Annotated in this window: 27 protein-coding genes; 12 read left to right on the top strand and 15 right to left on the bottom strand. The window is 60.4% G+C overall.

The window, feature by feature from the left end; translation table 11 throughout:
• Window positions 1-157: 157 nt before the first annotated feature.
• Genes KVG91_RS16750 through KVG91_RS16730 form a run of 5 tightly spaced genes read left to right on the top strand, consistent with a single transcriptional unit; the run spans window position 158 to window position 4,353 of the window.
• The gene (locus KVG91_RS16750; RefSeq protein WP_169375623.1) at window positions 158-937 is read left to right on the top strand and encodes a transporter substrate-binding domain-containing protein; all 780 of its coding nucleotides are present in this window, start codon (window positions 158-160) and stop codon (window positions 935-937) included.
• A gap of 57 nt (window positions 938-994) precedes the next feature.
• Window positions 995-1,723: an ABC transporter permease gene (locus KVG91_RS16745; protein WP_169375622.1), complete on the top strand. Its 729-nt coding sequence runs from the start codon at window positions 995-997 to the stop codon at window positions 1,721-1,723.
• A complete protein-coding gene (locus tag KVG91_RS16740; protein ID WP_169375621.1) occupies window positions 1,720-2,430 on the top strand; it encodes an ABC transporter permease in 711 nt (236 codons plus the stop codon). The genes KVG91_RS16745 and KVG91_RS16740 overlap by 4 nt, the downstream gene beginning before the upstream one ends.
• Window positions 2,431-2,456: 26 nt before the next feature.
• Entirely contained in the window at window positions 2,457-3,575 is a 1,119-nt protein-coding gene (locus KVG91_RS16735; protein ID WP_169375620.1) for a succinylglutamate desuccinylase/aspartoacylase family protein, read from the top strand.
• A 13-nt stretch (window positions 3,576-3,588) separates the two neighbouring features.
• Window positions 3,589-4,353, top strand: coding sequence for an ABC transporter ATP-binding protein (locus KVG91_RS16730; RefSeq protein ID WP_169375619.1), 765 nt, complete (start codon window positions 3,589-3,591; stop codon window positions 4,351-4,353).
• Here the strand turns inward: KVG91_RS16730 and KVG91_RS16725 are convergent.
• Both KVG91_RS16725 and KVG91_RS16720 read right to left on the bottom strand, forming a co-directional pair.
• The gene (locus KVG91_RS16725) at window positions 4,346-5,494 is read right to left on the bottom strand and encodes a sensor histidine kinase (RefSeq protein ID WP_169375618.1); all 1,149 of its coding nucleotides are present in this window, start codon (window positions 5,492-5,494) and stop codon (window positions 4,346-4,348) included. The genes KVG91_RS16730 and KVG91_RS16725 overlap by 8 nt on opposite strands.
• A 40-nt stretch (window positions 5,495-5,534) precedes the next feature.
• Window positions 5,535-6,212, bottom strand: coding sequence for a response regulator transcription factor (locus KVG91_RS16720; RefSeq protein WP_217894917.1), 678 nt, complete (start codon window positions 6,210-6,212; stop codon window positions 5,535-5,537).
• A 114-nt stretch (window positions 6,213-6,326) separates the two neighbouring features.
• Here KVG91_RS16720 and KVG91_RS16715 point away from each other — a divergent pair, with 114 nt between their 5' ends.
• From KVG91_RS16715 to pdeM, 5 genes are all read left to right on the top strand, one after another.
• Complete coding sequence (locus tag KVG91_RS16715; protein ID WP_169375616.1) at window positions 6,327-6,713, top strand: GtrA family protein; 387 nt, start codon at window positions 6,327-6,329, stop codon at window positions 6,711-6,713.
• Window positions 6,685-7,620 (top strand): glycosyltransferase family 2 protein, encoded by a 936-nt coding sequence (locus tag KVG91_RS16710; protein WP_318840892.1) that lies wholly within the window; start codon window positions 6,685-6,687, stop codon window positions 7,618-7,620. The genes KVG91_RS16715 and KVG91_RS16710 overlap by 29 nt, the downstream gene beginning before the upstream one ends.
• A gap of 8 nt (window positions 7,621-7,628) precedes the next feature.
• Window positions 7,629-9,029: an ArnT family glycosyltransferase gene (locus tag KVG91_RS16705; RefSeq protein ID WP_225927018.1), complete on the top strand. Its 1,401-nt coding sequence runs from the start codon at window positions 7,629-7,631 to the stop codon at window positions 9,027-9,029.
• Window positions 9,030-9,094: 65 nt separating this feature from the next.
• Window positions 9,095-11,575, top strand: coding sequence for a ligase-associated DNA damage response DEXH box helicase (locus tag KVG91_RS16700; protein ID WP_169375614.1), 2,481 nt, complete (start codon window positions 9,095-9,097; stop codon window positions 11,573-11,575).
• Window positions 11,575-12,225 carry a ligase-associated DNA damage response endonuclease PdeM gene (gene pdeM, locus KVG91_RS16695; protein ID WP_169375613.1) on the top strand — a complete coding sequence of 217 codons (651 nt, stop codon included), beginning with the start codon at window positions 11,575-11,577 and terminating at the stop codon, window positions 12,223-12,225. Before KVG91_RS16700 ends, pdeM begins: the two co-directional genes overlap by 1 nt.
• 3 nt (window positions 12,226-12,228) lie before the next feature.
• Here pdeM and KVG91_RS16690 read toward each other — a convergent pair whose 3' ends face one another.
• Both KVG91_RS16690 and dcd read right to left on the bottom strand, forming a co-directional pair.
• Window positions 12,229-12,426, bottom strand: a complete 198-nt coding sequence (locus KVG91_RS16690; RefSeq protein WP_065886112.1) for a hypothetical protein — start codon at window positions 12,424-12,426, stop codon at window positions 12,229-12,231.
• A gap of 108 nt (window positions 12,427-12,534) precedes the next feature.
• Entirely contained in the window at window positions 12,535-13,101 is a 567-nt protein-coding gene (gene dcd, locus KVG91_RS16685) for a dCTP deaminase (RefSeq protein ID WP_169375612.1), read from the bottom strand.
• 527 nt (window positions 13,102-13,628) lie between these two features.
• Here dcd and KVG91_RS16680 point away from each other — a divergent pair.
• Window positions 13,629-13,838, top strand: coding sequence for a cold-shock protein (locus KVG91_RS16680; RefSeq protein WP_002554837.1), 210 nt, complete (start codon window positions 13,629-13,631; stop codon window positions 13,836-13,838).
• Window positions 13,839-14,059: 221 nt separating this feature from the next.
• Here KVG91_RS16680 and rpoS read toward each other — a convergent pair whose 3' ends face one another.
• The 8 genes from rpoS to KVG91_RS16640 all read right to left on the bottom strand — a co-directional run bounded on the left by rpoS (window position 14,060) and on the right by KVG91_RS16640 (window position 21,182).
• Entirely contained in the window at window positions 14,060-15,064 is a 1,005-nt protein-coding gene (rpoS, locus tag KVG91_RS16675) for an RNA polymerase sigma factor RpoS (RefSeq protein ID WP_076950045.1), read from the bottom strand.
• Between the two features lie 109 nt (window positions 15,065-15,173).
• Window positions 15,174-16,010 carry a peptidoglycan DD-metalloendopeptidase family protein gene (locus tag KVG91_RS16670; RefSeq protein ID WP_169375611.1) on the bottom strand — a complete coding sequence of 279 codons (837 nt, stop codon included), beginning with the start codon at window positions 16,008-16,010 and terminating at the stop codon, window positions 15,174-15,176.
• A gap of 208 nt (window positions 16,011-16,218) precedes the next feature.
• A complete protein-coding gene (locus tag KVG91_RS16665) occupies window positions 16,219-16,854 on the bottom strand; it encodes a protein-L-isoaspartate(D-aspartate) O-methyltransferase (RefSeq protein WP_010563544.1) in 636 nt (211 codons plus the stop codon).
• Between the two features lie 41 nt (window positions 16,855-16,895).
• Window positions 16,896-17,645 (bottom strand): 5'/3'-nucleotidase SurE, encoded by a 750-nt coding sequence (gene surE, locus KVG91_RS16660; protein WP_169375610.1) that lies wholly within the window; start codon window positions 17,643-17,645, stop codon window positions 16,896-16,898.
• On the bottom strand, window positions 17,633-18,691 hold the full coding sequence (gene truD / locus KVG91_RS16655; protein WP_169375609.1) for a tRNA pseudouridine(13) synthase TruD: 1,059 nt from the start codon (window positions 18,689-18,691) through the stop codon (window positions 17,633-17,635). Before truD ends, surE begins: the two co-directional genes overlap by 13 nt.
• Window positions 18,688-19,161 (bottom strand): 2-C-methyl-D-erythritol 2,4-cyclodiphosphate synthase, encoded by a 474-nt coding sequence (ispF, locus tag KVG91_RS16650; protein WP_058412401.1) that lies wholly within the window; start codon window positions 19,159-19,161, stop codon window positions 18,688-18,690. The genes truD and ispF overlap by 4 nt, the downstream gene beginning before the upstream one ends.
• Window positions 19,162-19,215: 54 nt before the next feature.
• The gene (gene fghA / locus KVG91_RS16645; protein WP_078047218.1) at window positions 19,216-20,061 is read right to left on the bottom strand and encodes an S-formylglutathione hydrolase; all 846 of its coding nucleotides are present in this window, start codon (window positions 20,059-20,061) and stop codon (window positions 19,216-19,218) included.
• Between the two features lie 8 nt (window positions 20,062-20,069).
• Window positions 20,070-21,182 carry an S-(hydroxymethyl)glutathione dehydrogenase/class III alcohol dehydrogenase gene (locus tag KVG91_RS16640; protein WP_169375608.1) on the bottom strand — a complete coding sequence of 371 codons (1,113 nt, stop codon included), beginning with the start codon at window positions 21,180-21,182 and terminating at the stop codon, window positions 20,070-20,072.
• A 109-nt stretch (window positions 21,183-21,291) separates the two neighbouring features.
• Here KVG91_RS16640 and KVG91_RS16635 point away from each other — a divergent pair, with 109 nt between their 5' ends.
• Window positions 21,292-22,188, top strand: a complete 897-nt coding sequence (locus tag KVG91_RS16635) for a LysR substrate-binding domain-containing protein (protein WP_169375607.1) — start codon at window positions 21,292-21,294, stop codon at window positions 22,186-22,188.
• A gap of 129 nt (window positions 22,189-22,317) precedes the next feature.
• Here the strand turns inward: KVG91_RS16635 and ispD are convergent, their stop codons facing one another.
• The 3 genes from ispD to eno all read right to left on the bottom strand — a co-directional run bounded on the left by ispD (window position 22,318) and on the right by eno (window position 24,761).
• The gene (gene ispD, locus KVG91_RS16630) at window positions 22,318-23,025 is read right to left on the bottom strand and encodes a 2-C-methyl-D-erythritol 4-phosphate cytidylyltransferase (protein WP_169375606.1); all 708 of its coding nucleotides are present in this window, start codon (window positions 23,023-23,025) and stop codon (window positions 22,318-22,320) included.
• Window positions 23,022-23,300, bottom strand: a complete 279-nt coding sequence (gene ftsB, locus KVG91_RS16625) for a cell division protein FtsB (protein ID WP_049709653.1) — start codon at window positions 23,298-23,300, stop codon at window positions 23,022-23,024. The genes ispD and ftsB overlap by 4 nt, the downstream gene beginning before the upstream one ends.
• Window positions 23,301-23,471: 171 nt before the next feature.
• Window positions 23,472-24,761 carry a phosphopyruvate hydratase gene (eno, locus tag KVG91_RS16620; RefSeq protein ID WP_169375605.1) on the bottom strand — a complete coding sequence of 430 codons (1,290 nt, stop codon included), beginning with the start codon at window positions 24,759-24,761 and terminating at the stop codon, window positions 23,472-23,474.
• Between the last annotated feature and the right edge of the window lie 29 nt (window positions 24,762-24,790).

Below are 24,790 nucleotides of genomic sequence, written 5' to 3'. Positions count from 1 at the left end.
CGGGCATAGCCTACGCTCACAACGCCCTTATCCCACCTTTTAAACCACCCATTCGGAACTATGGTGCAGAAATTGCTTCCGGTGATGCGTCTGACACCGTTCGGTAACGGTCCTAAACGCGCCACAAGCGCTCATCTTGGTTTCCAGGGATTACATAATGAAAAAAGCATTGCTGACCCTTTCTGCACTGGCTCTGTGCATGGCCGCCGGTACCGCGCTGGCCAAGGAATACAAGGAACTGCGTTTTGGTGTCGATCTGTCCTACGCGCCGTTTGAATCCAAGGCGGCCGACGGCAGCCTGGTGGGCTTCGATATAGATTTGGGCAATGCGATCTGTGCCGAGCTGAAAGTGAAATGCAAGTGGGTCGAAAGCGATTTCGACGGCATGATTCCAGGTCTCAAGGCCAACAAATTCGACGGCGTGATTTCGTCCATGACCGTGACCCCGGTGCGTGAGAAGGCCATCGACTTCTCCAACGAGCTGTTCTCCGGCCCTACTTCCCTGGTGTTCAAGAAAGGCGCCGGCTACTCGACGCCGGAGTCGCTCAAGGGCAAATCCGTGGGCTACGAGCAAGGCACCATCCAGGAAGCCTATGCCAAGGCCGTACTGGATAAAGCCGGTGTGACCACCAAGGCCTACGCCAACCAGGATCAGGTGTATGCCGACCTGACTTCCGGCCGTCTCGATGCTTCCGTGCAAGACATGCTGCAAGCCGAACTGGGCTTTTTGAAGTCGCCAGCCGGTGCCGGCTACGAAGTGGGCGCCGCCATCGACGACCCATTGCTGCCGTCGAAAACCGCCATCGGTATCAAACAAGGTAACACTGAGTTGAAGGCGCTTTTGGATAAAGGTATCAAAGCGTTACACGATGATGGCACCTACGCCACCATCCAGAAGAAACACTTTGGCGATCTGAACCTGTACAGCGGCAAATAATGCCCGGGGCGCCCCTCCCACGCAGGGGCGCTTTTTTATCGCCATAGGTCCTGATTTATGTTCGAAGATCTGTTGCAAACCCTCGGGCTGAGCGCGTTCAGCTTGAAGGGTTTCGGCCCGCTGTTGCTGCAAGGCACCTGGATGACCATAAAGTTGTCGGTGCTGTCCCTGGCCGTCAGCGTATTGCTCGGCCTGCTCGGCGCCAGCGCCAAATTGTCCAGCCTGCCCTTCCTGCGTATCCCCGCCCAGCTCTACACCACGTTAATTCGCGGTGTACCCGACCTGGTGCTGATGCTGCTGATCTTCTACAGCCTGCAAACCTGGCTCACCGGTTTTACCGATTTCATGGAGTGGGAATACATCGAGATCGACCCCTTCAGTGCCGGGGTCATCACCCTGGGCTTTATCTACGGTGCCTACTTCACCGAAACCTTTCGCGGCGCGATCCTCGCAGTACCGCGCGGCCAACTGGAAGCCGCCACGGCCTATGGCCTCAAGCGCGGCCAGCGGTTTCGCTACGTGACCTTTCCGCAAATGATGCGCTTTGCCCTGCCGGGCATCGGCAATAACTGGATGGTGATGCTCAAGGCCACGGCCCTGGTGTCGATCATCGGCCTGGCCGATCTGGTCAAAGCCGCGCAGGATGCGGGCAAGAGCACCTACCAGTTGTTCTATTTCCTGGTACTCGCCGCACTGATCTATCTGTTGATCACCAGCGCGTCCAACTTCGTCCTGCGTCGCCTTGAACGTCGCTACTCCGCTGGCGCCCGGGAGGCCGTGCGATGATCGAACTCTTGCAGGAATACTGGCGCCCCTTCCTTTATAGCGACGGCCAGCACATCACCGGCCTCGCCATGACGATGTGGCTGCTCACCGCCGCCCTGATCATCGGCTTTCTGGTGTCGATCCCGTTGTCCATCGCCCGTGTGTCGCGCAAGCGCCTGGTGCGTTGGCCGGTGCAGTTCTATACCTATCTGTTCCGTGGCACACCGCTCTATATCCAGCTGCTGATCTGCTACACCGGCATCTACAGCATCGCCGCCGTGCGCGAACAACCGTTGCTGAATGCGTTCTTTCGCGACGCAATGAATTGCACCATCCTGGCCTTCGCCCTTAACACCTGCGCCTACACCACGGAGATTTTCGCCGGGGCGATTCGCAGCATGGCCCACGGTGAGGTCGAAGCGGCCAAGGCCTACGGCTTGAGCGGCTGGAAGTTGTACGCCTACGTGATCATGCCATCGGCGCTGCGCCGCTCGTTGCCTTACTACAGCAATGAAGTGATCCTGATGCTGCACTCGACCACCGTGGCCTTCACCGCGACGATTCCGGACATCCTCAAGGTGGCGCGGGATGCCAACTCGGCCACTTTCATGACCTTTCAATCATTCGGTATCGCCGCGCTGATCTACCTGAGCGTGACCTTTGCTTTGGTGGGTCTGTTTCGTCTGGCGGAGCGCCGCTGGCTGGCGTTTCTCGGGCCGAGCCATTAAGGCGCCTTTCATTTTCAGGAGCATTCATGCGGCATCACGTCCATGAACTGATCGCCCCGGTGCCCGGCACGGCGCGGCAGATTCACAGTTTTCACTTCGGCCCGGAGCAGGCCGAAGGCAAGATTTACATCCAGTCCTCGCTGCATGCCGATGAACTGCCGGGCATGCTGGTGGCCTGGCACTTGAAGGCGCGCCTGGCGGAGCTGGCGGCCGCCGGGCGCTTGCGCAGCGAGATTGTGCTGGTGCCCATCGCCAACCCGGTGGGCCTGGAACAGGTATTGATGGATATCCCGCTGGGCCGCTACGAGCTGGAAAGCGGGCAGAACTTCAATCGGCTGTTTATCGACCTCAGTGAAGAAGTAGGCAACCATGTCGAAGATCTGCTCGGGGCAGATCCCCGGCGCAACGTCGCACTGATCCGCACCGCGCTGGCCGCCGCCCTCGCCGCGCAAACCGCCGACACCCAACTGCACTCCCAGCGCCTGGTGCTGCAACGCCTGGCCTGCAATGCCGACATGGTGCTGGACCTGCATTGCGACTTCGAAGCCGTGGCGCACCTGTACACCACACCCGAGGCGTGGCCGCAGGTGGAGCCGCTGGCGCGGTATATCGGTTCGCAGGCGAACTTGCTGGCCACCGATTCCGGCGGCCAATCCTTCGATGAGTGTTTCACCCTGGTGTGGTGGCAATTGCAGCAACGCTTCGGCGAGCGCTTCCCGATCCCCATGGGCAGCTTTTCGGTGACCGTCGAACTGCGCGGGCAAGGTGACGTCAACCACGGCCTGGCCAGCCTCGACTGCCAGGCGATCATCAATTACCTGATTCGCTTCGGCGCCATTGCCGGCGATGCCGCACCGCTGCCCGACCTGCCCAGCCCGGCCACGCCGCTGGCCGGTGTTGAACCGGTGGCGACCCCGGTGGGCGGCCTGCTGGTGTTCAGCGCCCTGCCCGGCGAGTACCTGGAGGCCGGGCAATTAATCGCCGAAATCATCGACCCCATTTCCGACCGCGTAACGCCCGTGCACTGCCGCAAGGCCGGCCTGCTTTACGCCCGTTCGCTGCGCCGCATGGCCACTGCCGGGATGGTCATCGCCCATGTCGCAGGCACCGAGGCCTACCGCAGCGGCTATCTACTTTCGCCTTGAGGATGCACGCCCCATGTACAAATTGACCGTTGAAGGCCTGCATAAAAGCTATGGCGACAATGAGGTGCTCAAAGGTGTTTCGCTCAAGGCCAAGACCGGTGACGTGATCAGCCTGATCGGCGCCAGCGGCTCGGGCAAGAGCACCTTTTTGCGCTGCATCAACTTCCTGGAAACTCCCAATGATGGCGCCATGAGCCTCGATGGTCAGGTGATCCGCATGGTCAGCGACCGCCATGGCATGCGCGTGGCCGATGAAGCCGAACTGCAGCGCCTGCGCACGCGGCTGGCCATGGTATTCCAGCACTTCAACCTGTGGAGCCACATGAGCGTGCTGGAAAATATCACCATGGCCCCGCGTCGAGTGCTGGGGTGCAGCAAGAAGGACGCCGAGGACCGTGCCCGTCTCTACCTCGACAAGGTCGGCCTGCCGGCGCGCGTGGCCGATCAGTACCCGGCGTTCCTCTCCGGAGGCCAGCAGCAACGCGTCGCCATCGCCCGCGCGCTGGCCATGGAACCGGAGGTGATGCTGTTCGACGAACCCACCTCGGCCCTCGACCCGGAGCTGGTGGGCGAAGTGTTGAAAGTGATCCAGGGCTTGGCCGAGGAAGGCCGCACCATGATCATGGTGACCCACGAGATGAGCTTTGCACGCAAGGTGTCGAGCCAAGTGCTGTTCCTGCACCAGGGCCTGGTGGAAGAACAAGGCGCGCCGCAAGAGGTGCTGGGCAATCCCAGGAGCGAGCGCTTGCAGCAGTTCCTCAGCGGCAACCTCAAGTGAACGTGACGTGCGCCCGGAACGTATGAAGGGTGCGCCGGGTTTCAAGGCGCCAGCCGGCGTGCGTGCAGGCGCGGGCGACGATTTCCAGGCCAAAGCCGAAGCCTGGTGACGTCAGCTGTGCCACACGGTTATTGATGATCACCAGACGCTGCCCGGTGAGGATCACCCGGATCTTTCCGGCACCGTGCTGGACGGCGTTGCCGAGCAGGTTCTGCACCACGCTGCGGGCGATGGCTTCATGGACCTGCAAGGTGATTGCCGGTGCACCGGCATACACCAGCGCGCCTGCCGCAAGGGGGTAGAGCTGCTGGTATTTTTCGATCTGCTCGGTGACGACAGCGGCCAGGTCAATCGCCTCATGGGGCACTTTACGCGGTTCACGGGCCAGGGATAAAAACAGCTCGATGGTCATCTTCATCCCGGCCAGCGCGCCCTCCATGCGCAGCAGGCTGCGAGCATGCTTTTGCGCATCACACCCCGGCAAGCGCAGGATCGCCAGGCTGTTGTTCAAGATGCTCAAGGGGGTACGCAACTCATGGCTGACGTGCCGGGTAAACGCCCGCTCGCGCTGCAGCGCGGCGTTCTGCTGGGTCACCAGGGACGACAGCGTGCGGCTCAACGTACCGATTTCATCCTGGCGGTCGAACCCACTGAATCGGAATGACGCTCGCGGTGCAGCCGCCATGTCCGCCGCCAACTGGCTGACAGGCTGGGCGATGGCGCGGGCAATCGCGATGGCCAGAACTGTCCCCAGGATCAGGATCAACCCGGCCAGTGCGCACAACAAGCCGAAAATCTGCGCGCGGTAGCCTTCGGTCTGACTGAGCTCGGACTCGTTCAGCACCAGAATCAAGCGCTGCGACGCCCCCGGCACCTGACTCACGAACACATGCACATCCTCGCCATCCACTTCATGATGGCCTGCGGGCAATGGCCGCGCAAAGCCAGGCACGTCAACATCCCCCGACCAGTAGCCTTGAAGGTAGATGCTGTTGGGCATGGCGGTAGTCGCCCCTTGCAGGGCGTGCCGTTCCTCGAACGCCTGGGCCTCAAGCTTCAGATAACTGGCAATGATGTAGTCCTCCGTCAGATTGACGGTGGCCCAGATCAGGGCGCTGTAAAACACGGTGATGGTTGCCATGAACGGCAGCAGCGCGCAAAGGATTCGCGCAAAGAAGGAATCAGTAGGGAATCGCAAGGCGATAGCCCTTTCCGTGGACGGTGCGAATCAGATCGTTACCGTAGGGTTTGCCCAGGGCTTGCCGGAGCCGGTAGATATAGGTGCGCAATGCGTCACTGTCCGGCGGATCGCCATCGGGCCACAACGCCGTCTCCAGTCTGCGCCGGCTGACGGGTTCCGGTGCCTCATCGGCCAACAGGTTGAGCAAGCTGAACGGCAACGCGGGCAACACCGTGACCACACCGTTGTGGATCAACGCCTGCGAGACCGGATCGATCACCAGGTCGCCCAGTTGTTTTGCGCAGCGCGGCTGGCGCGGCGAGCCTCGCCGGATCAACGCGCGGATGCGCCATAGCAACTCCTGGGGCTCGAAGGGCTTGACCAGATAATCGTCGCCGCCCGCCTCGTAACCCTCTTGTTTATCGGGCAGTGCGTCACGCGCGGTCAGGAATATAACGGGGGTGTGGTTCTGCTCGCGCCGCAATTGCCGACAGGTGTCAAAACCGCTCATCCGAGGCATCGCGACATCCAAAACAATGAGGTCGTATGCCTGCTGCTGCACACGCTCCAAGCAACTTCGGCCATCGCGCGCGAAGTCTACTTCATAGCCAAACTCGCCGAGATAATCCCCCAGCGACCCCGCCAATTCATGGTCATCTTCCACTAGTAATATTTCCACTAGTACAAACTCCACAGTCATACAAACAATTAAGAAAATTCCTTCAAAGCACGAACACAAATTTCATTTCATGACGTGACAACTGGTTCACATTTGATTTTATACACTTTGACCATGCAAAAAAAACTTCGATTATTCATTCGTTACTTGGGCGCGGGCGTCATTGCCACGTTGGTTCATTTCGTGGTGTTTGTCTGTTTGCTGCCTTACTACGGCCCAACTTCCTCCACGCTCTGCGCAGCCGTTACGGGGGCGATGGTCGCCTTCTGCCTGTCCAGGCATTGGGTCTTTGCACAGCGCAACTGCAATTCCTGGCGATTCCTGATAACCGCCACCAGCCAGGTTTTATCCAACACACTGATTGTCAACTTACTGACCCACTGGGGCGCACCCGCATTAATTGCGCAAATAGTGGCAACGGCAGCCGTGACCCTTCAGGGCGTTACGATTAATCACTTGTGGGTATTCAAACATGACATCAAGCGCGCGCCTTTACGCTGAACCGTTGCCAGCCATGAAACTTACGATACTGGTCCCTTGCTTTAACGAGCAGTGCGTTATAACGGAATTTCATTCGCGCCTGATGGCAATCATTGAACGGTTAAATACCAACACCGAAGTGCTTTATATCAATGACGGCAGCCAAGACCAGACAGCCGGAATCATCGATCAGTTTTCCCAGCACCCTCGCGTCACCTGCCTGCATTTGAGTCGCAACTTCGGCAAGGAAGCGGCCATGCGCGCAGGTATCAACGCCGTGCAGGGCGGCGCGGTGATCATCATGGACTGCGACCTGCAGGACCCGCCGGAATTAATCCCGCTGATGGTGCAGGAATGGCGAAAGGGCTATGAGATCGTGAACATGCAACGTCGCTCGCGGCGCTGCGACTCCTGGGCCAAGCGTATGGCCGCGCAGCTCTATTACGCCACGATGGACCAGTTGATCGACGACTTCGAAGTGCCACAGCAAGTCAGTGATTTCAGGCTCATCGGGCCGAACGCCCTGGCCGCCATTCGAGCCATGGATGACAACGCGGGGGTGTTGAAGCTGCTGGTCAGTTGGCTTGGTTACCCGAGCACCCAAGTGAACTACGACCGCAAGCCGCGCCAGGCGGGCAGGACCAAGTGGAGCCCACTGTCGTTGCTGGACCTGTGCGTGGACTCGATTCTCGCCTTTTCCACCCGCCCGTTGCGGATGTACAGCTACCTGAGTGTCAGCAGTTTTCTGCTTGGCTCACTGTGGATCGCCGTGGACGCAACGTTGGGCGAACTGACCCAAGCGCATCTTCTGGCGCAATCAATTCTGCTGCTGTGCCTGGGTACCGCCGTGGTCGGCGAATACGTCGGCCGGGTACTGACGGTGGTCAATCCAAGGCCCAACGCCCTGCATAGACGTCATCAACCATGAATCCTTCCATGAAAACTGCCGGCATGAACCCTCCCGCGTCCATACGTTTGCTCTGGGCGATCCTGTTGACGGTGCTGCTGGTGCGCCTGGGTACGCTCGGCCTGTATCCGATCATGGACACATCGGAAGCCCGCTACGCGGAAATCGCCCGCAAGATGCTGGTGTCCAATGACTGGATCACGCCGATGTTCGATCATGGCGTACCGTTCTGGGGCAAACCCCCGCTGTCATTCTGGCTGCAAGCGTTGAGCATGAGGCTGTTGGGCATCAACGAATTCGCCAGCCGTTTTTCTTCCTGGCTGTTGCATGCCGCGAGCTGCTTGCTCATCGTGCAGTTCGCCGCCCGCGAACGCAGCCTGCCGGTCGGCTTGACCGCTGCCATTATCTATTCGACGTGCGCCCTGGGCTTCTTTGCAAGCGGTGCGGTCCTGACCGACGGCGCGCTGGCGTTCGCCCTTTTGCTCGCACACCTTGGCCTGTGGCGTGGGTTGGCGCACGCGGATCGAGGGTGGGCGCTGCTCGGCTTTTTCGGATTGGGCCTGGGCCTGCTCACCAAAGGCCCCTTGGCACTGGTGTTGATTGCGTTGCCGGCCGCCCTCTGGCTGGCGCTCACTGGCCACTGGCGCCGGTTGCTCTGTTTGCCTTGGCTGCCTGGCATCGCCTTGATGAGCGCCGTGGCCTTGCCCTGGTATTGGCTGGCGGAACAAAAGACGCCGGGGTTCTTGGAATACTTCATCGTCGGCGAACATTTCAGTCGCTACGTGATCAGCAAATGGCAGGGTGATCTCTACGGCAGCGCACATGCCGAACCCTTGGCGATGATCTGGGTGCACCTGCTGGGCGCGCTTGTACCCTGGGCCCTGTTCTTACCGTTGCTGGTCAAATGGCGTGCCTCGCTGCAGGGCCAGCGTGAATATTTCATCTTTGTGCTGACATGGGCGATTTCAACGCCGCTGTTCTTTACCCTGTCGACCAACATCCTCTGGACCTACGTGCTGCCCGCGCTGCCGGCCTGGGCGCTACTGCTGGCCGAGGTGATTTGCCGGAAGGTTCGCACATCGGTCATCACGATCGTGGCGCTGGCACTGCCGGTGGCGAGCTGCGCCCTGCTCATCAGCGGCAAGGTCGATGATCGCCCGCAAAACCAAAAAACGGTGGTTGCCTTGTGGAAGGCACAACAAGCGGCGGCGCCTGGCGACTTGATCTATCCGGGCTCGCGCTCCTACTCGGCGCAATTCTATAGCAGCGGCTGGGCACGCCACACCGAACAGCTGCCACTTTCGCAAGACTTTTATCGGGTCCACCGCCTGGGCGATCAGCCGCTGGCCCCGCCGACGTCCGCCAGTTGCGCGCTGGTGGGCCAAGCCAATGCCAGCGATTTGTACTATTGCCGCGTCGGGCCGCCATGACGGGTTAAACCTTTGGCGTGCCCGGAGGGTCTGTGAGATAGGCCCTCCTGAGCATCAGCTGCTGTATGGCAACTTCCCCCAATTTCGCCAAAACATGGTTTGCCGCCAAGGGCTGGAAGCCGTTTACCTTTCAGAAAGATGTCTGGGCGGCGGTCAAATCGGGCCGCTCGGGCTTGCTGCATGCCAGCACCGGCGCCGGCAAGACGTACGCACTGTGGTTTGCCGCGCTCAATTGTTTCGCCATCAGTCGAGCGCCCGTTACCGGTAAACGCAAACCGCCCGCCGAACCGCTGACCGTGCTGTGGATCACCCCCATGCGCGCCCTCGCCGCCGACACCGCTCGCGCCCTCCAGGCGCCGCTTGAAGCCTTGCAGATTCCCTGGAGCGTCGGCCTGCGCACCGGCGATACCAGCAGCAGCGAACGCGCACGGCAGACCCGCCGCCAGCCCACCGCCCTGGTCACCACGCCCGAAAGCCTGACGCTGATGCTCGCGCGCGCCGACAGCGAGGCCAGCCTGGGACACCTGCGCATGGTGGTCGTGGATGAGTGGCACGAACTGATCGGCAATAAACGCGGCGTGCAACTGCAACTGGCGTTGGCACGGTTGCGGCGTTGGCATCCCGGGTTGATCGTCTGGGGTATCTCGGCGACCTTGGGTAATCAGGCTCACGCTTTAGAGGTGTTGGTCCCACAGGGTGGAGGGGTCAACGTGCAGGGGCAAACCGCCAAACAGTTGCTGGTCGACACGCTGCTGCCACCCGTCACCGAACGCTTTCCCTGGGCCGGGCATATCGGTTTGAAGATGCTGCCGCAAGTGGTGGCCGAAGTGGACGCCAGCAGCAGTTGCCTGGTGTTTACCAATACGCGGGCGCAATCCGAAATCTGGTATCAAGCGTTGCTCGAGGCCCGTGCCGATTGGGCCGGGGTGATCGCGCTGCACCACGGTTCCCTGTCGCGGGAAACCCGTGACTGGGTGGAAAGAGCGCTCAAGGAAGGTCAGCTCAAGGCTGTCGTATGCACGTCAAGCCTGGACCTGGGGGTGGATTTCCTGCCGGTCGAGCGGGTGTTGCAGATCGGCTCGGCCAAAGGCGTGGCGCGCCTGATGCAACGTGCGGGTCGCTCGGGGCATGCGCCGGGGCGACCTTCACGGGTGACGCTGGTGCCAACCCACAGCCTGGAACTGGTCGAAGCCGCCGCCGCCCAGGACGCGATTGCGCAGCGACGCATCGAAGCCCGTCAATCGCCCCGCAAACCATTGGATGTACTCGTCCAGCACTTGGTCAGCATGGCGCTGGGCGGTGGGTTTACGCCGGATGCATTGCTGCAGGAAGTGCGTGGCGCGTGGGCCTATCAAGACCTCAACGACGCCGACTGGGCCTGGGCCTTGGGGTTTGTACGCCATGGTGGCCTGTCGCTGACCGCCTACCCGGATTACCGTCGCGTGGAACCGGACGAGCACGGTATCTGGCGGGTTCCGGATGCGAGGTTGGCGCGCCGGCATCGCATGAGCGTGGGCACCATCGTCAGTGATGCGAGCATCCAGCTCAAATTCTGGAGCAAAGGCGGTGGTGGCAAAAACCTCGGCAGTGTCGAGGAAGGTTTTATCGCACGGCTCAAACCGGGAGACGGTTTCCTGTTTGCCGGCCGCTTGCTGGAATTGGTGCGCGTGGAAAACATGACAGCTTATGTACGTCGCAGCACCGCGAAAAAAGCCGCCGTGCCGCGCTGGAATGGCGGGCGCATGCCGCTTTCCAATGAACTGGCTCAAGCCGTGGTGGAACGCTTTGATGCGGCGGCGCACGGGCGCTATGAAGGGCCGGAAATGCAGGCGGTGTACCCGTTGCTGCAGACGCAGTTACGCTGGTCCGGGCTGCCGACGCGCGGGCGTTTGTTGGCCGAGGCGCTGAAATCGCGCGAGGGCTGGCACCTGTTTCTCTACCCTTTTGCCGGGCGCCAGGTGCACCTGGGGCTGGCGAGCCTGTTGGCGTGGCGCGTGAGCCAGGCGCAGCCGGTGACCTTCTCGATTGCGGTGAATGATTACGGACTGGAATTGTTGAGTGCCACTGAGGTGGAATGGCCAGTACTGTTGAACCAGGCCCTGTTGAGTCCCGAGAACCTGTTGGAGGATGTCGTCGCCAGCCTGAATGCCGGTGAATTGGCCCTGCGCCGCTTTCGCGAAATCGCGCGTATCGCCGGGCTGGTGTTTGCCGGTTATCCGGGAGCGCCTAAAAGTACGCGTCAGGTGCAAGCGTCCAGCGGGTTGTTCTTTGAGGTATTCAAGCAGTACGACCCACAGAACCTGCTGCTGACCCAGGCCGGGGAAGAAGTCCTGCGTGACGAACTGGATATTCGTCGGCTGGAAGAGACATTGCGCACGCTATCGGCGCTGGAACTGGACCTGCATCTCATCGAACGGCCTACGCCCCTGGCCTTTCCGCTGCTGGTGGAGCGCATGCGCGAAAGCATGAGTTCGGAAAAACTCTCGGAGCGCATCGCGCGTATGGTCAAGGACCTGGAAAAGGTCGCGGATAACGGGAAGCGCTGATGGTGTGCTCGGTCATACTTGAGGGAGAAGAATTGTGGTTGCTGGCGGACAAGGCCGTCTATTGGCCAGCACGTCAGTGTCTGTTGATTGCCGATGCGCATTTCGGCAAGGCCTCAGCGTACCGCAGCCTCGGGCAACCGGTGCCACAGGGGACCACCACTGAGAACCTGCAACGGCTGGACCGAGTGCTGTCGGCGTATCCGTGCACGCAGGTGATATTTCTCGGCGACTTCCTGCACGGCCCCGGCTCACACGCCAGCGGCACGCTCAGCGCGTTAAGAGCCTGGCGAGCGCTCAATCCGGACCTGCACATGACCCTGATTCGCGGCAATCACGATAAGCGCGCAGGTGACCCGCCGGTCGACCTGGGGATTGAGGTCGTCCCGGAGCCGCTGCTGATGGGCCCTTTCGCCCTGCAGCACGAACCGGACGCGCATCCCAGCCACCACGTGTTGGCCGGGCATGTGCATCCGGTGTACCGCTTGCGCGGCAAGGGCCGGCAAAGCCTGCGCTTGCCATGCTTCCAGATCGGGCCGCGGGTCAGCCTGCTGCCGGCGTTTGGTGCGTTTACCGGCGGCTTTGCGGTCGAACAGGAGAATGATCGCCGAATATTCGTGATCGGCGACCGTGAAGTCTGGCCAGTGGGCTGACTATCAGGCGACAGGCGCGGGTGGCGGCTCATCCGGCAGGGTCGGCTCACCGGGCTCGGTGGGCTGCGGGTAATCCGGCTCAGGTTGGCCGGGGATGCCGCCTGCATAAGCAGGGTCGGCCATCAGGGACCAGGCCAGAACGCCGATCTGATTGGGTTCAAGCCTGGCGAGTTCTGCGCTGATTCGCGGGTTGATCTTCATAAGGTACTCCTCAAGCGTGGCTCGGCGCGTTTTACACGCGCCGAGGCAGTACACCTAGATAGAGTCGATTTATGCAGACTAATTCCCTTACTACGTAAGACCTTTCGATCAAGCGCGTGGGAGGGTGACGCCGCGCTGGCCCTGATATTTGCCCGCGCGGTCTTTGTAGGACACTTCACAGGCCTCGTCGGACTGCAGGAACAGCATCTGCGCCACGCCTTCGTTGGCATAGATTTTCGCCGGCAGCGTGGTGGTGTTGGAGAACTCCAGGGTCACGTGCCCTTCCCACTCAGGCTCTAGCGGTGTCACGTTGACGATAATGCCGCAACGCGCGTAGGTGCTCTTACCCAGGCAGATGGTCAGCACGTCGCGGGGAATACGGAAGAACTCCACGGTACGTGCCAGGGCGAAGGAGTTTGGCGGGATGATGCACACGTCGCTCTTGACGTCGACAAAGCTCTTTTCGTCGAAGTTCTTCGGATCGACGATCGCCGAATTGATATTGGTGAACACCTTGAATTCATCGGCGCAGCGCACGTCGTAACCGTAGCTGGAGACACCGTAGGAAATCACAGGGGCATCGCCTTGGCCACGAACCTGGCGCTCGACGAACGGTTCGATCATGCCGTGCTCTTGCGCCATGCGGCGAATCCACTTGTCCGATTTGATGCTCATGGCGTGTGTCCTGAATAGCGAGGTGGAAAAATTCTGTGGGGCATCTTACCGGGGCGGACGTTGGGGTTCAAAGGCCATGGGCCTTTTTTGACGAATGCACGCGCTGCAACAAGAACCCTGTAGTGAGCGGGCTTGCCCCGCGCTGGGTGGCGAAGCCGCCCCAGTCCAGGCGATTGCTTCTATCTGGAGTTCGGCGGTGTCTTGATTGGGGCGGCTTCGCCACCCAGCGCGGGGCAAGCCCGCTCACTACAGCCGCAGCCAGTGGTGCCGGGGTTGGCGTCGCTGCGAACGGTGTGCGCAAACACCACCGCCAGTCACGAAAATAGAGAAACCTTCGGAAATACCATTGGCACATCCGGGAAAAACGGTTAAGGTGACGTCACTGTGTTGCTTGTGTCACTGAGAATCTCTACACGATATGTTGAATTTCGATCCAACCATCTCCAAGAATTTTTCCTGCTCTTTGCACTCAGTCTCGGCCAGGGCTTTTCCTGAGTCGCAGTTAACTTTGTTCAAGGAGTTACACCATGTCTAATCGCCAAACTGGTACCGTTAAGTGGTTCAACGATGAAAAAGGCTTCGGCTTCATCACTCCACAATCCGGTGACGACCTGTTCGTTCACTTCAAAGCTATCCAATCCGACGGCTTCAAAAGCCTGAAAGAAGGCCAACAGGTTTCTTTCATCGCTACCCGCGGTCAAAAAGGCATGCAAGCTGAAGAAGTTCAAGTTATCTAACTTGTACTGACTTAGTCGAAAAGACCCCGCCCTTAAAAGCGGGGTTTTTTTATGCCTGGGATTTAATGACACAGGCACAAAAAATGTGGAAGAGCGCTTTATGTGGGAGCTGGCTTGCCTGCGATGCTGACACCTCGGTGTATCCAGATACACCGCGGTGATGCTATCGCAGGCAAGCCAGCTCCCACACAAGCCCAGCTTCCACACCCCATCGTGCGTTGTTATTGAAACAACGACTCACTCGACAAGCCATTCTTCTCCAGGATCTCACGCAAGCGCTTGAGCCCTTCCACCTGGATCTGCCGCACCCGTTCACGGGTCAGCCCGATCTCCAGGCCTACATCCTCCAGGGTACTGCTTTCATGGCCACGCAGGCCGAAGCGGCGAATCACCACCTCACGCTGCTTGTCCGTCAGCTCCGACAGCCACTGGTCAATACTTTGGGAAAGATCATCATCCTGTAACAGCTCGCAAGGATCCGTAGGGCGATCATCGGTGAGGGTGTCCAGCAAGGTTTTATCCGAATCCGGACCCAGCGAGACGTCGACAGAAGACACGCGCTCGTTAAGGCCCAGCATGCGCTTGACCTCCGCTACCGGTTTTTCCAGCAGGTTGGCGATTTCTTCAGGCGAGGGTTCGTGATCCAGTTTCTGGGTCAGCTCACGTGCCGCCCGCAGGTAGACGTTGAGCTCTTTGACCACATGGATCGGCAGCCGGATCGTACGGGTCTGATTCATGATCGCCCGTTCGATGGTCTGACGGATCCACCAGGTGGCATAGGTCGAGAAGCGGAACCCCCGCTCGGGGTCGAATTTCTCCACGGCTCGGATCAGGCCCAGGTTGCCCTCCTCGATCAAGTCCAACAGGGACAGCCCACGATTGACATAGCGTCGGGCGATTTTCACCACCAGGCGCAGGTTGCTTTCAATCATGCGCTTGCGCCCGGCCGGGTCGCCCTTTTGCGACAATCGCGCAAAATGGACTTCTTCTTCGGGGGTCAGCAGAGGGGAAAAACCGATTTCATTGAGGTACAGCTGGGTCGCATCGAGCGCCCGCGTGTAATCGATGTACTTGTGTTGCTTTAACGCGGTGGAGTTCTTGGATTTGGTGCGAACTGAAGGTACAGCAGGTCCCTCATTCGACATCGATTCCGTATCGATACCGGCCTCCATCAGGAGAACCTCATCGTCGATGTCAAACTCCGGCGCTTCTTTACTGAGAGCCATTGTTATAGTCCTTTGGTGAGTTCGACCTCAAGCTCAAGCGGCGCCCTTATCCTTGGCAACGCTGGAGCCTGTTCCTTCTACGTGAGGGAACAGGCTGGCAACAACAACATCAACGACGGGGTAAAAATTGCAGCGGATCTACAGGCTTCCCCTGACGGCGAATCTCAAAGTGCAGTTTCACCCGGTCCGTACCCGTTGATCCCATTTCGGCAATTGTCTGCCCGACTTTGACTTGCTGTCCCTCCCGAACCAACAACCTGCGGTTATGACCGTAGGCACTGACGTAGGTATCGCTGTGTTTGATGATGACCAGCTCGCCGTAGCCCCGTAAACCACTCCCGGCGTACACCACTGTCCCATCAGACGCAGCTAAAACAGGCTGTCCCAAATCCCCGGCGATATCAACGCCTTTATTCAAACTGCCGTTTGAAGAGAATTTTCCAATCAGCACGCCGTTGGAAGGCCATCCCCAGCCGGTCGGCGCGGGCCCTGCAGGTGGCAGCGGCGCGGGTGCCGGCTTGCTCGAAGGCGTCGGCGCGGCGGTGCCTGCAGGGCGGGTGATGATGGTGGTTTTGCTTGAAGAAGACGGAGAAGATCCAGTGTTTGTCACAACTGCCGTAGGCGCGGAACCGGAGCGTCCATCGAAGCGAATCGTCTGGCCCGGATGGATCGTATAGGGCACGGGAATATTGTTACGAGCTGCGAGCGCCTTGTAGTCCCATCCGTAACGGAAGGCGATGGAAAACAGCGTGTCGCCCTTGCGCACCACATATTGTCCGGTAGTGACCGTCGGTCGTTGCGGCGCTGCGTTATTGCGGTCAACCACCCGCGCGCCGCTGCTTGGCGAACTGGAACACCCTACCAACACAGAACTGAAGACGAGGCCAAGCACCAGTCGATGAAAGCTTGTTTTACCCATACGCTGCGCAAGACCTGTGAGACTCACCCGCCGCTCCCTTTGTGGTGGCTGAACATGGAATGCCTGTATCAGGCTTGAAATATGACGCAAGTATAACTGGGCATTGGAGTTTTACGGGCACACGCTTGAAACGAAACATTCAGCGTGTTGAATCGCCGCGCCGAGGATGTTGATTCAATAGACCCCGACGTAAGACACATCCCCGCCAGCGGAATTCACCGCTGGCAAAAATTGATCAGGCCAGCGGGCCATTGAGCAACGGCACAAAACGAACAGCGCCCAGTACATGCCGCGAAAAGCCTTCGTCCTCACGGATGATGAGCATCAATTGTTGCACTTCACCGGAGCCGACCGGGATCACCAGGCGCCCGCCGGGGGCGAGTTGGTCGAGCAACGCTTGGGGAACATCGGTGGCCACGGCGGTCACGATGATGCCGTTGTACGGCGCCAGCGCCGGCCAGCCTTCCCAACCATCGCCCCAACGAAACACCACATTGCGCAGGTTTAACTCCACAAGACGTTCCTTGGCGCGATCCTGCAGCACCTTGATACGCTCGACCGAGAACACCCGCTCCACCAGTTGCGCCAGCACGGCGGTCTGGTAGCCGGAGCCGGTGCCGATCTCAAGCACCTTGTCCAAGGGGCCCGCCGCCAGCAGCAGCTCGCTCATGCGTGCCACCATGTAGGGCTGGGAGATGGTCTGGTTATGCCCGATGGGCAGCGCCGTGTCTTCGTAGGCACGGTGGGCCAAGGCTTCATCGACAAACAGATGCCGAGGCGTGCGGCGGATCACTTCCAGCACCTGCGCGTTGGACAGACCCTCCTCATACAGGCGCTGGATCAAGCGTTCGCGGGTACGCTGGGACGTCATCCCGATACCGCGACGCAGCAAGTCGTCTTGTTCACGGCCCATCAGCGCAACCCCTCCAGCCAGCCATCGAGACCACTGAAGGCATCACTGAAGGTGCGATCAAACTGCAATGGGGTAATCGACACATAGCCTTGCATCACCGCATGAAAATCCGTGCCCGGGCCGCCATCTTCGGCGTCGCCCGCAGCGGCGATCCAATAGCCTTCCTTGCCACGCGGATCGACCACCTTCAACGGCGCCGCCGCACGGGCACGGTGGCCCAGGCGCGTCAGCTGGATACCGCGAATATGGTCGAGGGGCAAGTTCGGGATATTGACGTTGAGCACCGTACGCGGCGGCAGGTCCAGGGAACCATGGGCCTCCACCAGCTTGCGTGCGTAAAAGGCGGCAGTCGGCAGGTTGTCCAATTGGCGCGAAGCCAACGAAAAGGCAAACCCGGTACGCCCCAGGAACCGCCCTTCGAGGGCCGCCGCCACCGTACCCGAATACAGCACATCATCGCCCAGGTTCGCCCCGAGGTTGATGCCCGACACCACCAGGTCCGGCGCCGGGTCCAGCAGGCTGTTGATCGCCAGGTGGACACAATCGGTGGGCGTACCGTCCACGCTGATAAAGCCGTTGCTCAGGGTGTGCGGATGCAGCGGACGGTTGATCGTCAGCGAACTGCTGGCGCCGCTCCTGTCCTGGTCGGGGGCAACCACCACGCACTCGGCATAATCCTGCAGCGCGGCATAGAGCGCGGCAAGACCGGGTGCGGTGGCACCGTCATCGTTTGATATCAGAATACGCATGGGTTGTCCGTCTGCCCCACCGGCACCAGATCAACAAGCTCGCGCACCAAGACAGTGGCGAAGCATCCGGCCGGCAGGACGAATTCCAATTGCAGAATGTCCAGCGAGGGATAATGCCACGTCAAACCGCCAATGGGCAGTCGCAGAATGCGACGTTCCTGGCTCATGCCGGCATTCACCAGCCAATCGCGCAGGTCGGCCTCACCGGCGGCAACCGCCTGTTCCAGCGCGAAGGTCGCACCACCGGCAGGCGAATCGCCTTCGCCCCACTGCGGCCCGGTCGGATGCAGGTCCAGGATTGCCAGGCGCGGGTCGCTGCATTCAGCCTCCCCCGCCGGGAAAAAACTGCGGCTGTCGGTAAAGGCCAGCAGGTCGCCGACCTGGGCACGCTGCCACGAACCGTCAGCCACACGTGCCGCCAGCACTTTGTTGAACAGCAAGCTTCGGGCGGTGGAGAGCAGCCGCGACCGCACGTTGCGCTGCTCCGGCAAGGCCTTGCGCGCAGCCCACTCGCGGGCGTCAACGACATTGCCGCCGTTGTGGCCGAAGCGCTGGGTGCCGAAATAGTTGGGGATGCCATGCTGGGCAACCAAGCGCAACCGCGCGTCAATGGCGCCGGTATCACCGGCCAACTGCGTCAGGCGCAGGGTAAAACCATTGGCCGAATGCGCACCCCGCTGCAGCTTGCGCTTGTGGCGGGCGGTCTTGAGGATCTTGAGGGTGTCGTTCTGCGCGGCACTCAGGTCCGGATCGGCCTTGCCGGGCAGTTGCACGCTGAACCATTGGCGCGTCAACGCCTGGCGGTCCTTGAGCCCGGCATAACTGACGGTGCGCAACGGCACGCCGGCTGCCTTGGCGATCCGCCGCGCGGCTTCCTCGGTATTAAGGCCCCGCTTTTCCACCCACAACCAGAGGTGCTCCCCCTCGCCGCTCAGGGGGATGTCCAGCACCTCGTCGACCTGGAAATCTTCGGCAGTCGCCTTCAGCACCGCGCTGCCCAAAGCCTCGCCATAAGCCCGCGGGCCTAGCAGTTGCAAGTCATTCATGCGCGCAGCAACAAGGCAACGGAGTGCACGGCGATGCCCTCCTCACGACCGGTGAACCCAAGTTTTTCGGTGGTGGTAGCTTTCACGTTCACTTGATCCAGTTCTATTTGCAGATCCGCGGCAATCAGCGCGCGCATCGACTCGATATGAGGGGCCATTTTCGGCGCCTGGGCCACGATGGTGTTGTCGACATTGGCGACCTTCCAGCCCTTGGCATGGATCAGGCCGACCACGTGGCGCAGCAAGACACGGCTGTCCGCGCCCTTGAACGTCGGGTCAGTGTCCGGAAAGTGCTTGCCGATATCGCCCAACGCGGCCGCGCCGAGCAAGGCATCGCTCAAGGCATGCAGCACAACGTCGCCGTCGGAATGAGCCAGCAGCCCATGATGGTGCGCGATACGCACACCGCCCAGGGTGATGAAATCGCCTTCAGCGAAACGGTGCACATCGTAGCCGTGGCCAATACGCATAAAAAAACGCCCCGATTTAATTCAGGGCGTGATTCTACCTACTTTTGCCCCGGATTAACCGAGCAAAGCACGGCCATGGTGTCGCAAATGATCTTCGATGAAGCTGGCGATAAAGAAGTAGCTATGGTCATAGCCAGGTTGCAGGCGCAGTTCCAGCGGATGGTTGGCCGCCTTGGCCGCTTGCTGCAGGGCTTCAGGCTTGAGTTGCACCGCTAGAAAATCGTCGCGATCGCCCTGGTCCACCAACAGTGGCAGTTTTTCCGAGGCTTCGCTGATCAGCACGCAGGCGTCCCATTCGCGCCACTTGGAGCGTTCTTCGCCCAGGTACCGGGAGAAAGCTTTCTGGCCCCACGGGCAATCCATCGGGTTGTTGATCGGCGAAAACGCCGAGACCGACTGGTAACGCCCGGGATTGCGCAGCGCACACACCAGCGCGCCGTGCCCCCCCATGGAGTGGCCGCTGATGCCGCGCTTATCGGAAGCCGGGAAATGCGCTTCAACCAATGCAGGTAATTCCTGCACCACGTAGTCATGCATCCGATAGTGCTTGGCCCAGGGTTCCTGGGTGGCATTCAGATAGAAACCCGCGCCAAGGCCAAAATCCCAGGCGTTATCCGGGTCGCCCGGTACACCTGGCCCACGCGGGCTGGTGTCCGGCGCGACGATGATCAAGCCGAGCTCGGCGGCCATGCGCTGGGCGCCGGCCTTCTGCATGAAGTTTTCATCGGTGCAGGTCAGGCCCGACAGCCAGTACAGCACCGGCAGCTTGCCGCCCTGCTCCGCTTGCGGCGGCAGGTAGACGGCGAAAGTCATGTCGCAACCGAGCACATCGGAATGATGCTTGTAGCGTTTATGCCAGCCGCCGAAGCTTTTCTGGCACGACAGGTTTTCCAGACTCATGGCCGACCTCAGAAGTGGATGACGGTACGAATGCTTTTGCCTTCATGCATCAGGTCAAACGCTTTGTTGATGTCTTCCAGGCCCATGGTGTGGGTGATGAAAGTATCCAGCGGGATCTCGCCGGTCTGGGCCATTTCCACGTAGCTTGGCAGTTCGGTACGGCCGCGCACGCCGCCGAAGGCCGAACCGCGCCAGACGCGGCCGGTCACCAATTGGAAGGGACGGGTGGCGATTTCCTGGCCGGCGCCGGCCACGCCGATGATCACCGACTCGCCCCAACCTTTGTGGCAGCACTCAAGGGCGGCGCGCATCAGATGCACGTTGCCGATGCATTCGAAGGAGAAGTCCACACCGCCATCGGTGAGGTCGACGATCACGTCCTGGATCGGGCGATCGTAGTCTTTCGGGTTGATGCAGTCGGTCGCGCCCAGTTGCCTGGCAATTTCAAACTTGGCCGGGTTGATGTCGATGGCAATGATGCGGCCGGCCTTGGCCTTGACCGCGCCGATCACCGCCGACAAGCCGATACCGCCCAGGCCGAAGATGGCCACGGTGTCGCCCGGCTTGACCTTGGCGGTATTAAGCACCGCACCGATGCCGGTGGTGACGCCGCAACCCAGCAGGCAGACTTTTTCCAGCGGTGCTTCTTTAGGAATTTTGGCGACGGAAATTTCCGGCAGCACGGTGTATTCGGAGAAAGTCGAGGTCCCCATGTAGTGGAAAATCGGCTGGCCCTTGTAGGAAAAACGCGTGGTGCCGTCCGGCATCAGGCCTTTGCCCTGGGTGGAACGAATCGCCTGGCACAGGTTGGTCTTGCCCGACAGGCAGAATTTGCACTGGCCACATTCCGGGGTGTACAGCGGGATCACGTGGTCGCCAACGGCCACCGAGGTCACGCCCTCGCCGATCGCTTCAACCACCGCACCGCCTTCATGGCCGAGGATCGACGGGAAGATGCCCTCCGGATCCGCGCCCGACAAGGTGTAGGCGTCGGTATGACACACGCCGGACGCAACGACCCGCAGCAGCACCTCGCCAGCCTTGGGCATGGCGACATCCACTTCAACGATTTCGAGGGGTTTCTTGGCTTCGAAAGCTACGGCGGCGCGGGACTTGATCATCCGGGTTTCTCCATTGAGTTGAAAACTGATGGAACCAGTGTAAAACATGGCCTCTTGATTAATAATCCAGGCAAAAGCAAAACATTATTGCTGTACAGGGACAATCATCATGTTGGAGAACCGCTGGGAAGGCATCGATGAGTTCGTCGCCGTCGCCGAATGCAGTCAATTCACCGCTGCCGCGGAGCGGCTCGGCGTGTCGTCGTCCCATATCAGCCGGCAGGTGGCGCGCCTTGAAGAGCGCCTGCAAACGCGACTGCTGTACCGCAGCACGCGCAAGGTCACCCTGACCGAAGCGGGCCAGACCTTCCTGCAACATTGCCAACGGCTGCAGGACGGTCGCGAAGAGGCCCTGCGCGCGGTGGGCGACCTGGCCAGCGAACCCAAGGGCATGCTGCGCATGACCTGCGCCGTGGCTTACGGCGAGCGCTTTATCGTGCCGCTGGTCACCCGGTTCATGGGGCTTTACCCGCAATTGCGCGTGGATATTGAATTGAGCAACCGTCAACTGGACCTGGTGCACGAGGGCCTCGACCTGGCGATCCGCTTGGGGCGCCTGCAGGATTCGCGCATGGTCGCCAGCCGCCTGGCGCCGAGGCGCATGTATGTATGCGCTTCGCCCTCCTACCTGACGCGGTATGGTCGACCCCATAGCGTGTCGGAACTGAGTCGGCATAACTGCCTGATCGGCAGCTCGGATATCTGGCAACTGGCCCAGGACGGGCGCGAATTTTCCCAGCGCGTGCAAGGAAACTGGCGCTGCAACAGCGGGCAAGCGGTGCTCGACGCAGCGTTGCAAGGTGTCGGGTTGTGCCAGTTGCCGGATTATTACGTGCTGGAGCATCTGCACAGTGGCGCGCTGGTGTCGTTGCTGCAGGCGCATCAGCCGCCGAATACGGCGGTGTGGGCGCTGTATCCGCAACAGCGGCATTTGTCGCCGAAGGTCAGGAAGCTGGTGGATTTCTTGAAGGAGGGGTTGGCTGGGCGGCCGGAGTACAGCGGTTGATCATGGGTTGCCTGTACCGGCCCCATCGCGGGCAAGCCCGACTCCCACAGTTGACCGAGTTATCTGAGGAAAAGGTGATCGAAGGTGGGAGCTGGCTTGCCTGCGATGAAGTCGACGCGGTGCAACTGGCTACCGCCGGTTAGCCCACCGCAACCTGAGCCACTCCAGATCCTCCGGCCGGGTCACCTTGATATTGTCCGAGCGCCCTTCAATCAGGCGCGGCGCCTGGCCGGACCATTCCATGGCCGACGCTTCATCGGTGATCACCGCGTCCGCCACCAGGCTGTCGGCCAAGGCCCGATGCAATGCGCCGAGCCGGAACATCTGCGGCGTGTAAGCCTGCCAGATCAAGCTGCGGTCGACGGTCTCGACGACCCGGCCATGCTTGTCGACGCGCTTGAGGGTATCGCGGGCCGGCACGGCCAGCAGGCCACCGACCGGGTCGTTGGCCAGTTCGCTTAGTAGCTTGTCCAGGTCATCCCGACTGAGGTTGGGCCGTGCAGCATCATGCACCAGCACCCAATCGTCATCGCTTGCACCCTGCCCGTGCAGGTGCAACAACGCGTTGAGCACAGAGCCTGAACGCTCCGAACCGCCGTCTGCACGCTGGATGCGCGGGTCTGTGGCACATGCCAGGGTAGGCCAATAGGGATCATCGCCAGCCAGGCTGAGCACCAGGCCCTTGAGCGATGGATGATCGAGAAAACAGCCAAGGCTGTGTTCGAGAATAGTGCGCCCGCCCAGTTGCAAATATTGCTTGGGACGGTCCGCCGCCATACGGGCACCGACGCCCGCGGCAGGAATCACGGCCCAGAAGGCCGGCAAGCTGTTGCTCATTGGGCCAACTGGTAGAGGGTTTCGCCCTCCTTGACCATGCCCAATTCATGACGAGCCCGCTCTTCAACGGTCTCCGTACCTTTTTTCAGCTCAAGCACTTCGGCATCGAGGACGCGGTTACGCTCCAGCAGGACTTCGTTTTCGGCGTGCTGTGCAGCAATTTGCTCGGTCAGGTCTTTTACCTGCGCAAAGCTGCCATTACCCACCCATAGGCGGTATTGCAGGCCAGCCAGCAACAAGAGCAAGACGAGGAACAACCAATTGGGACTGCGCATCGAATATCGGGTATCCAGTGAAAAAAGACAGCCATGCAAAACTTTCAAAGCAACTGATAGCACGAAGCCTGGAAGAACCAGGCTTGTGCATGATAGTCCTCAGATTAGCGCCAAAACCCACACTCTCGTGAGTTTTACGACGCAATCCGCCGACTTTTTATCACTTATCGATCAGCCGCGAAACTCGCCGCGACCGTTGTACTTGGCCTTGCCAGCCAGTTGCTCTTCGATACGCAACAACTGATTGTACTTGGAGACGCGGTCGGAACGGCACAGCGAACCGGTCTTGATCTGGCCTGCCGACGTGCCCACGGCCAGGTCGGCAATGGTCGAATCTTCGGTTTCGCCGGAGCGGTGCGAGATCACTGCCGTGTAGCCCGCGGCCTTGGCCATCTGGATGGCTTCCAGGGTTTCGGTCAGCGTGCCAATCTGGTTGAACTTGATCAGGATCGAGTTGGCGATCTTTTTATCGATGCCTTCTTTCAGGATCTTGGTGTTGGTCACGAACAGGTCGTCGCCCACCAGCTGGATTTTTTCGCCGATCTTGTCGGTGAGAACTTTCCAGCCATCCCAGTCGGACTCGTCCAGGCCATCTTCGATCGAGATGATCGGGTAGCGCTCGGTCAGGCCCTTCAGATAGTCAGCGAAACCTTCGGAGTTGAACACCTGGCCTTCGCCGGACAGGTTGTACTTGCCGTCTTCATAGAACTCGCTGGCCGCGCAGTCCAGGGCCAGGGTCACGTCGGTGCCCAGCGTGTAGCCGGCGTTGGCCACGGCTTCGGAGATCACTTTGAGTGCATCTTCGTTGGACGCCAGGTTCGGTGCGAAACCGCCTTCGTCACCCACTGCTGTGCTCAGGCCACGGGCCTTCAGCACTGCCTTGAGGTGGTGGAAAATCTCGGTGCCCATGCGCAGGCCTTCGGAGAACGACTTGGCGCCCACCGGCTGGACCATGAATTCCTGGATGTCGACGTTGTTATCGGCATGCTCGCCACCGTTGATGATGTTCATCATCGGCACCGGCATCGAATACACACCCGGGGTGCCGTTCAGGTTGGCGATGTGTGCGTACAGCGGCAGGTCCTGGTCCTGTGCAGCCGCCTTGGCAGCGGCAAGGGACACGGCGAGGATGGCGTTGGCGCCCAGGCTGCCTTTGTTTTCGGTGTTATCAAGCTGGATCATCGCGTGGTCCAGGGCTTTCTGGTCCAGCGGGTCCTTGCCCAGCAACAGGTCACGGATAGGGCCGTTGATGTTGGCTACCGCCTTGAGTACACCCTTGCCCAGGTAACGGCTCTTGTCGCCATCACGCAGTTCCAGCGCTTCGCGCGAACCGGTGGAAGCACCGGACGGCGCGCAGGCGCTGCCGATGATGCCGTTATCGAGAAGCACGTCGGCTTCGACGGTGGGGTTGCCACGGGAATCGAGAACTTCACGACCTTTGATGTCGACGATTTTTGCCATTGTTGTAAACACTCCAAAGTTGACGAAAA

This window comes from Pseudomonas azadiae, from assembly GCF_019145355.1.
Classification (GTDB): Bacteria; Pseudomonadota; Gammaproteobacteria; order Pseudomonadales; family Pseudomonadaceae; genus Aquipseudomonas; species Aquipseudomonas azadiae.
This window is presented reverse-complemented; position numbering and strand designations above follow the sequence as displayed.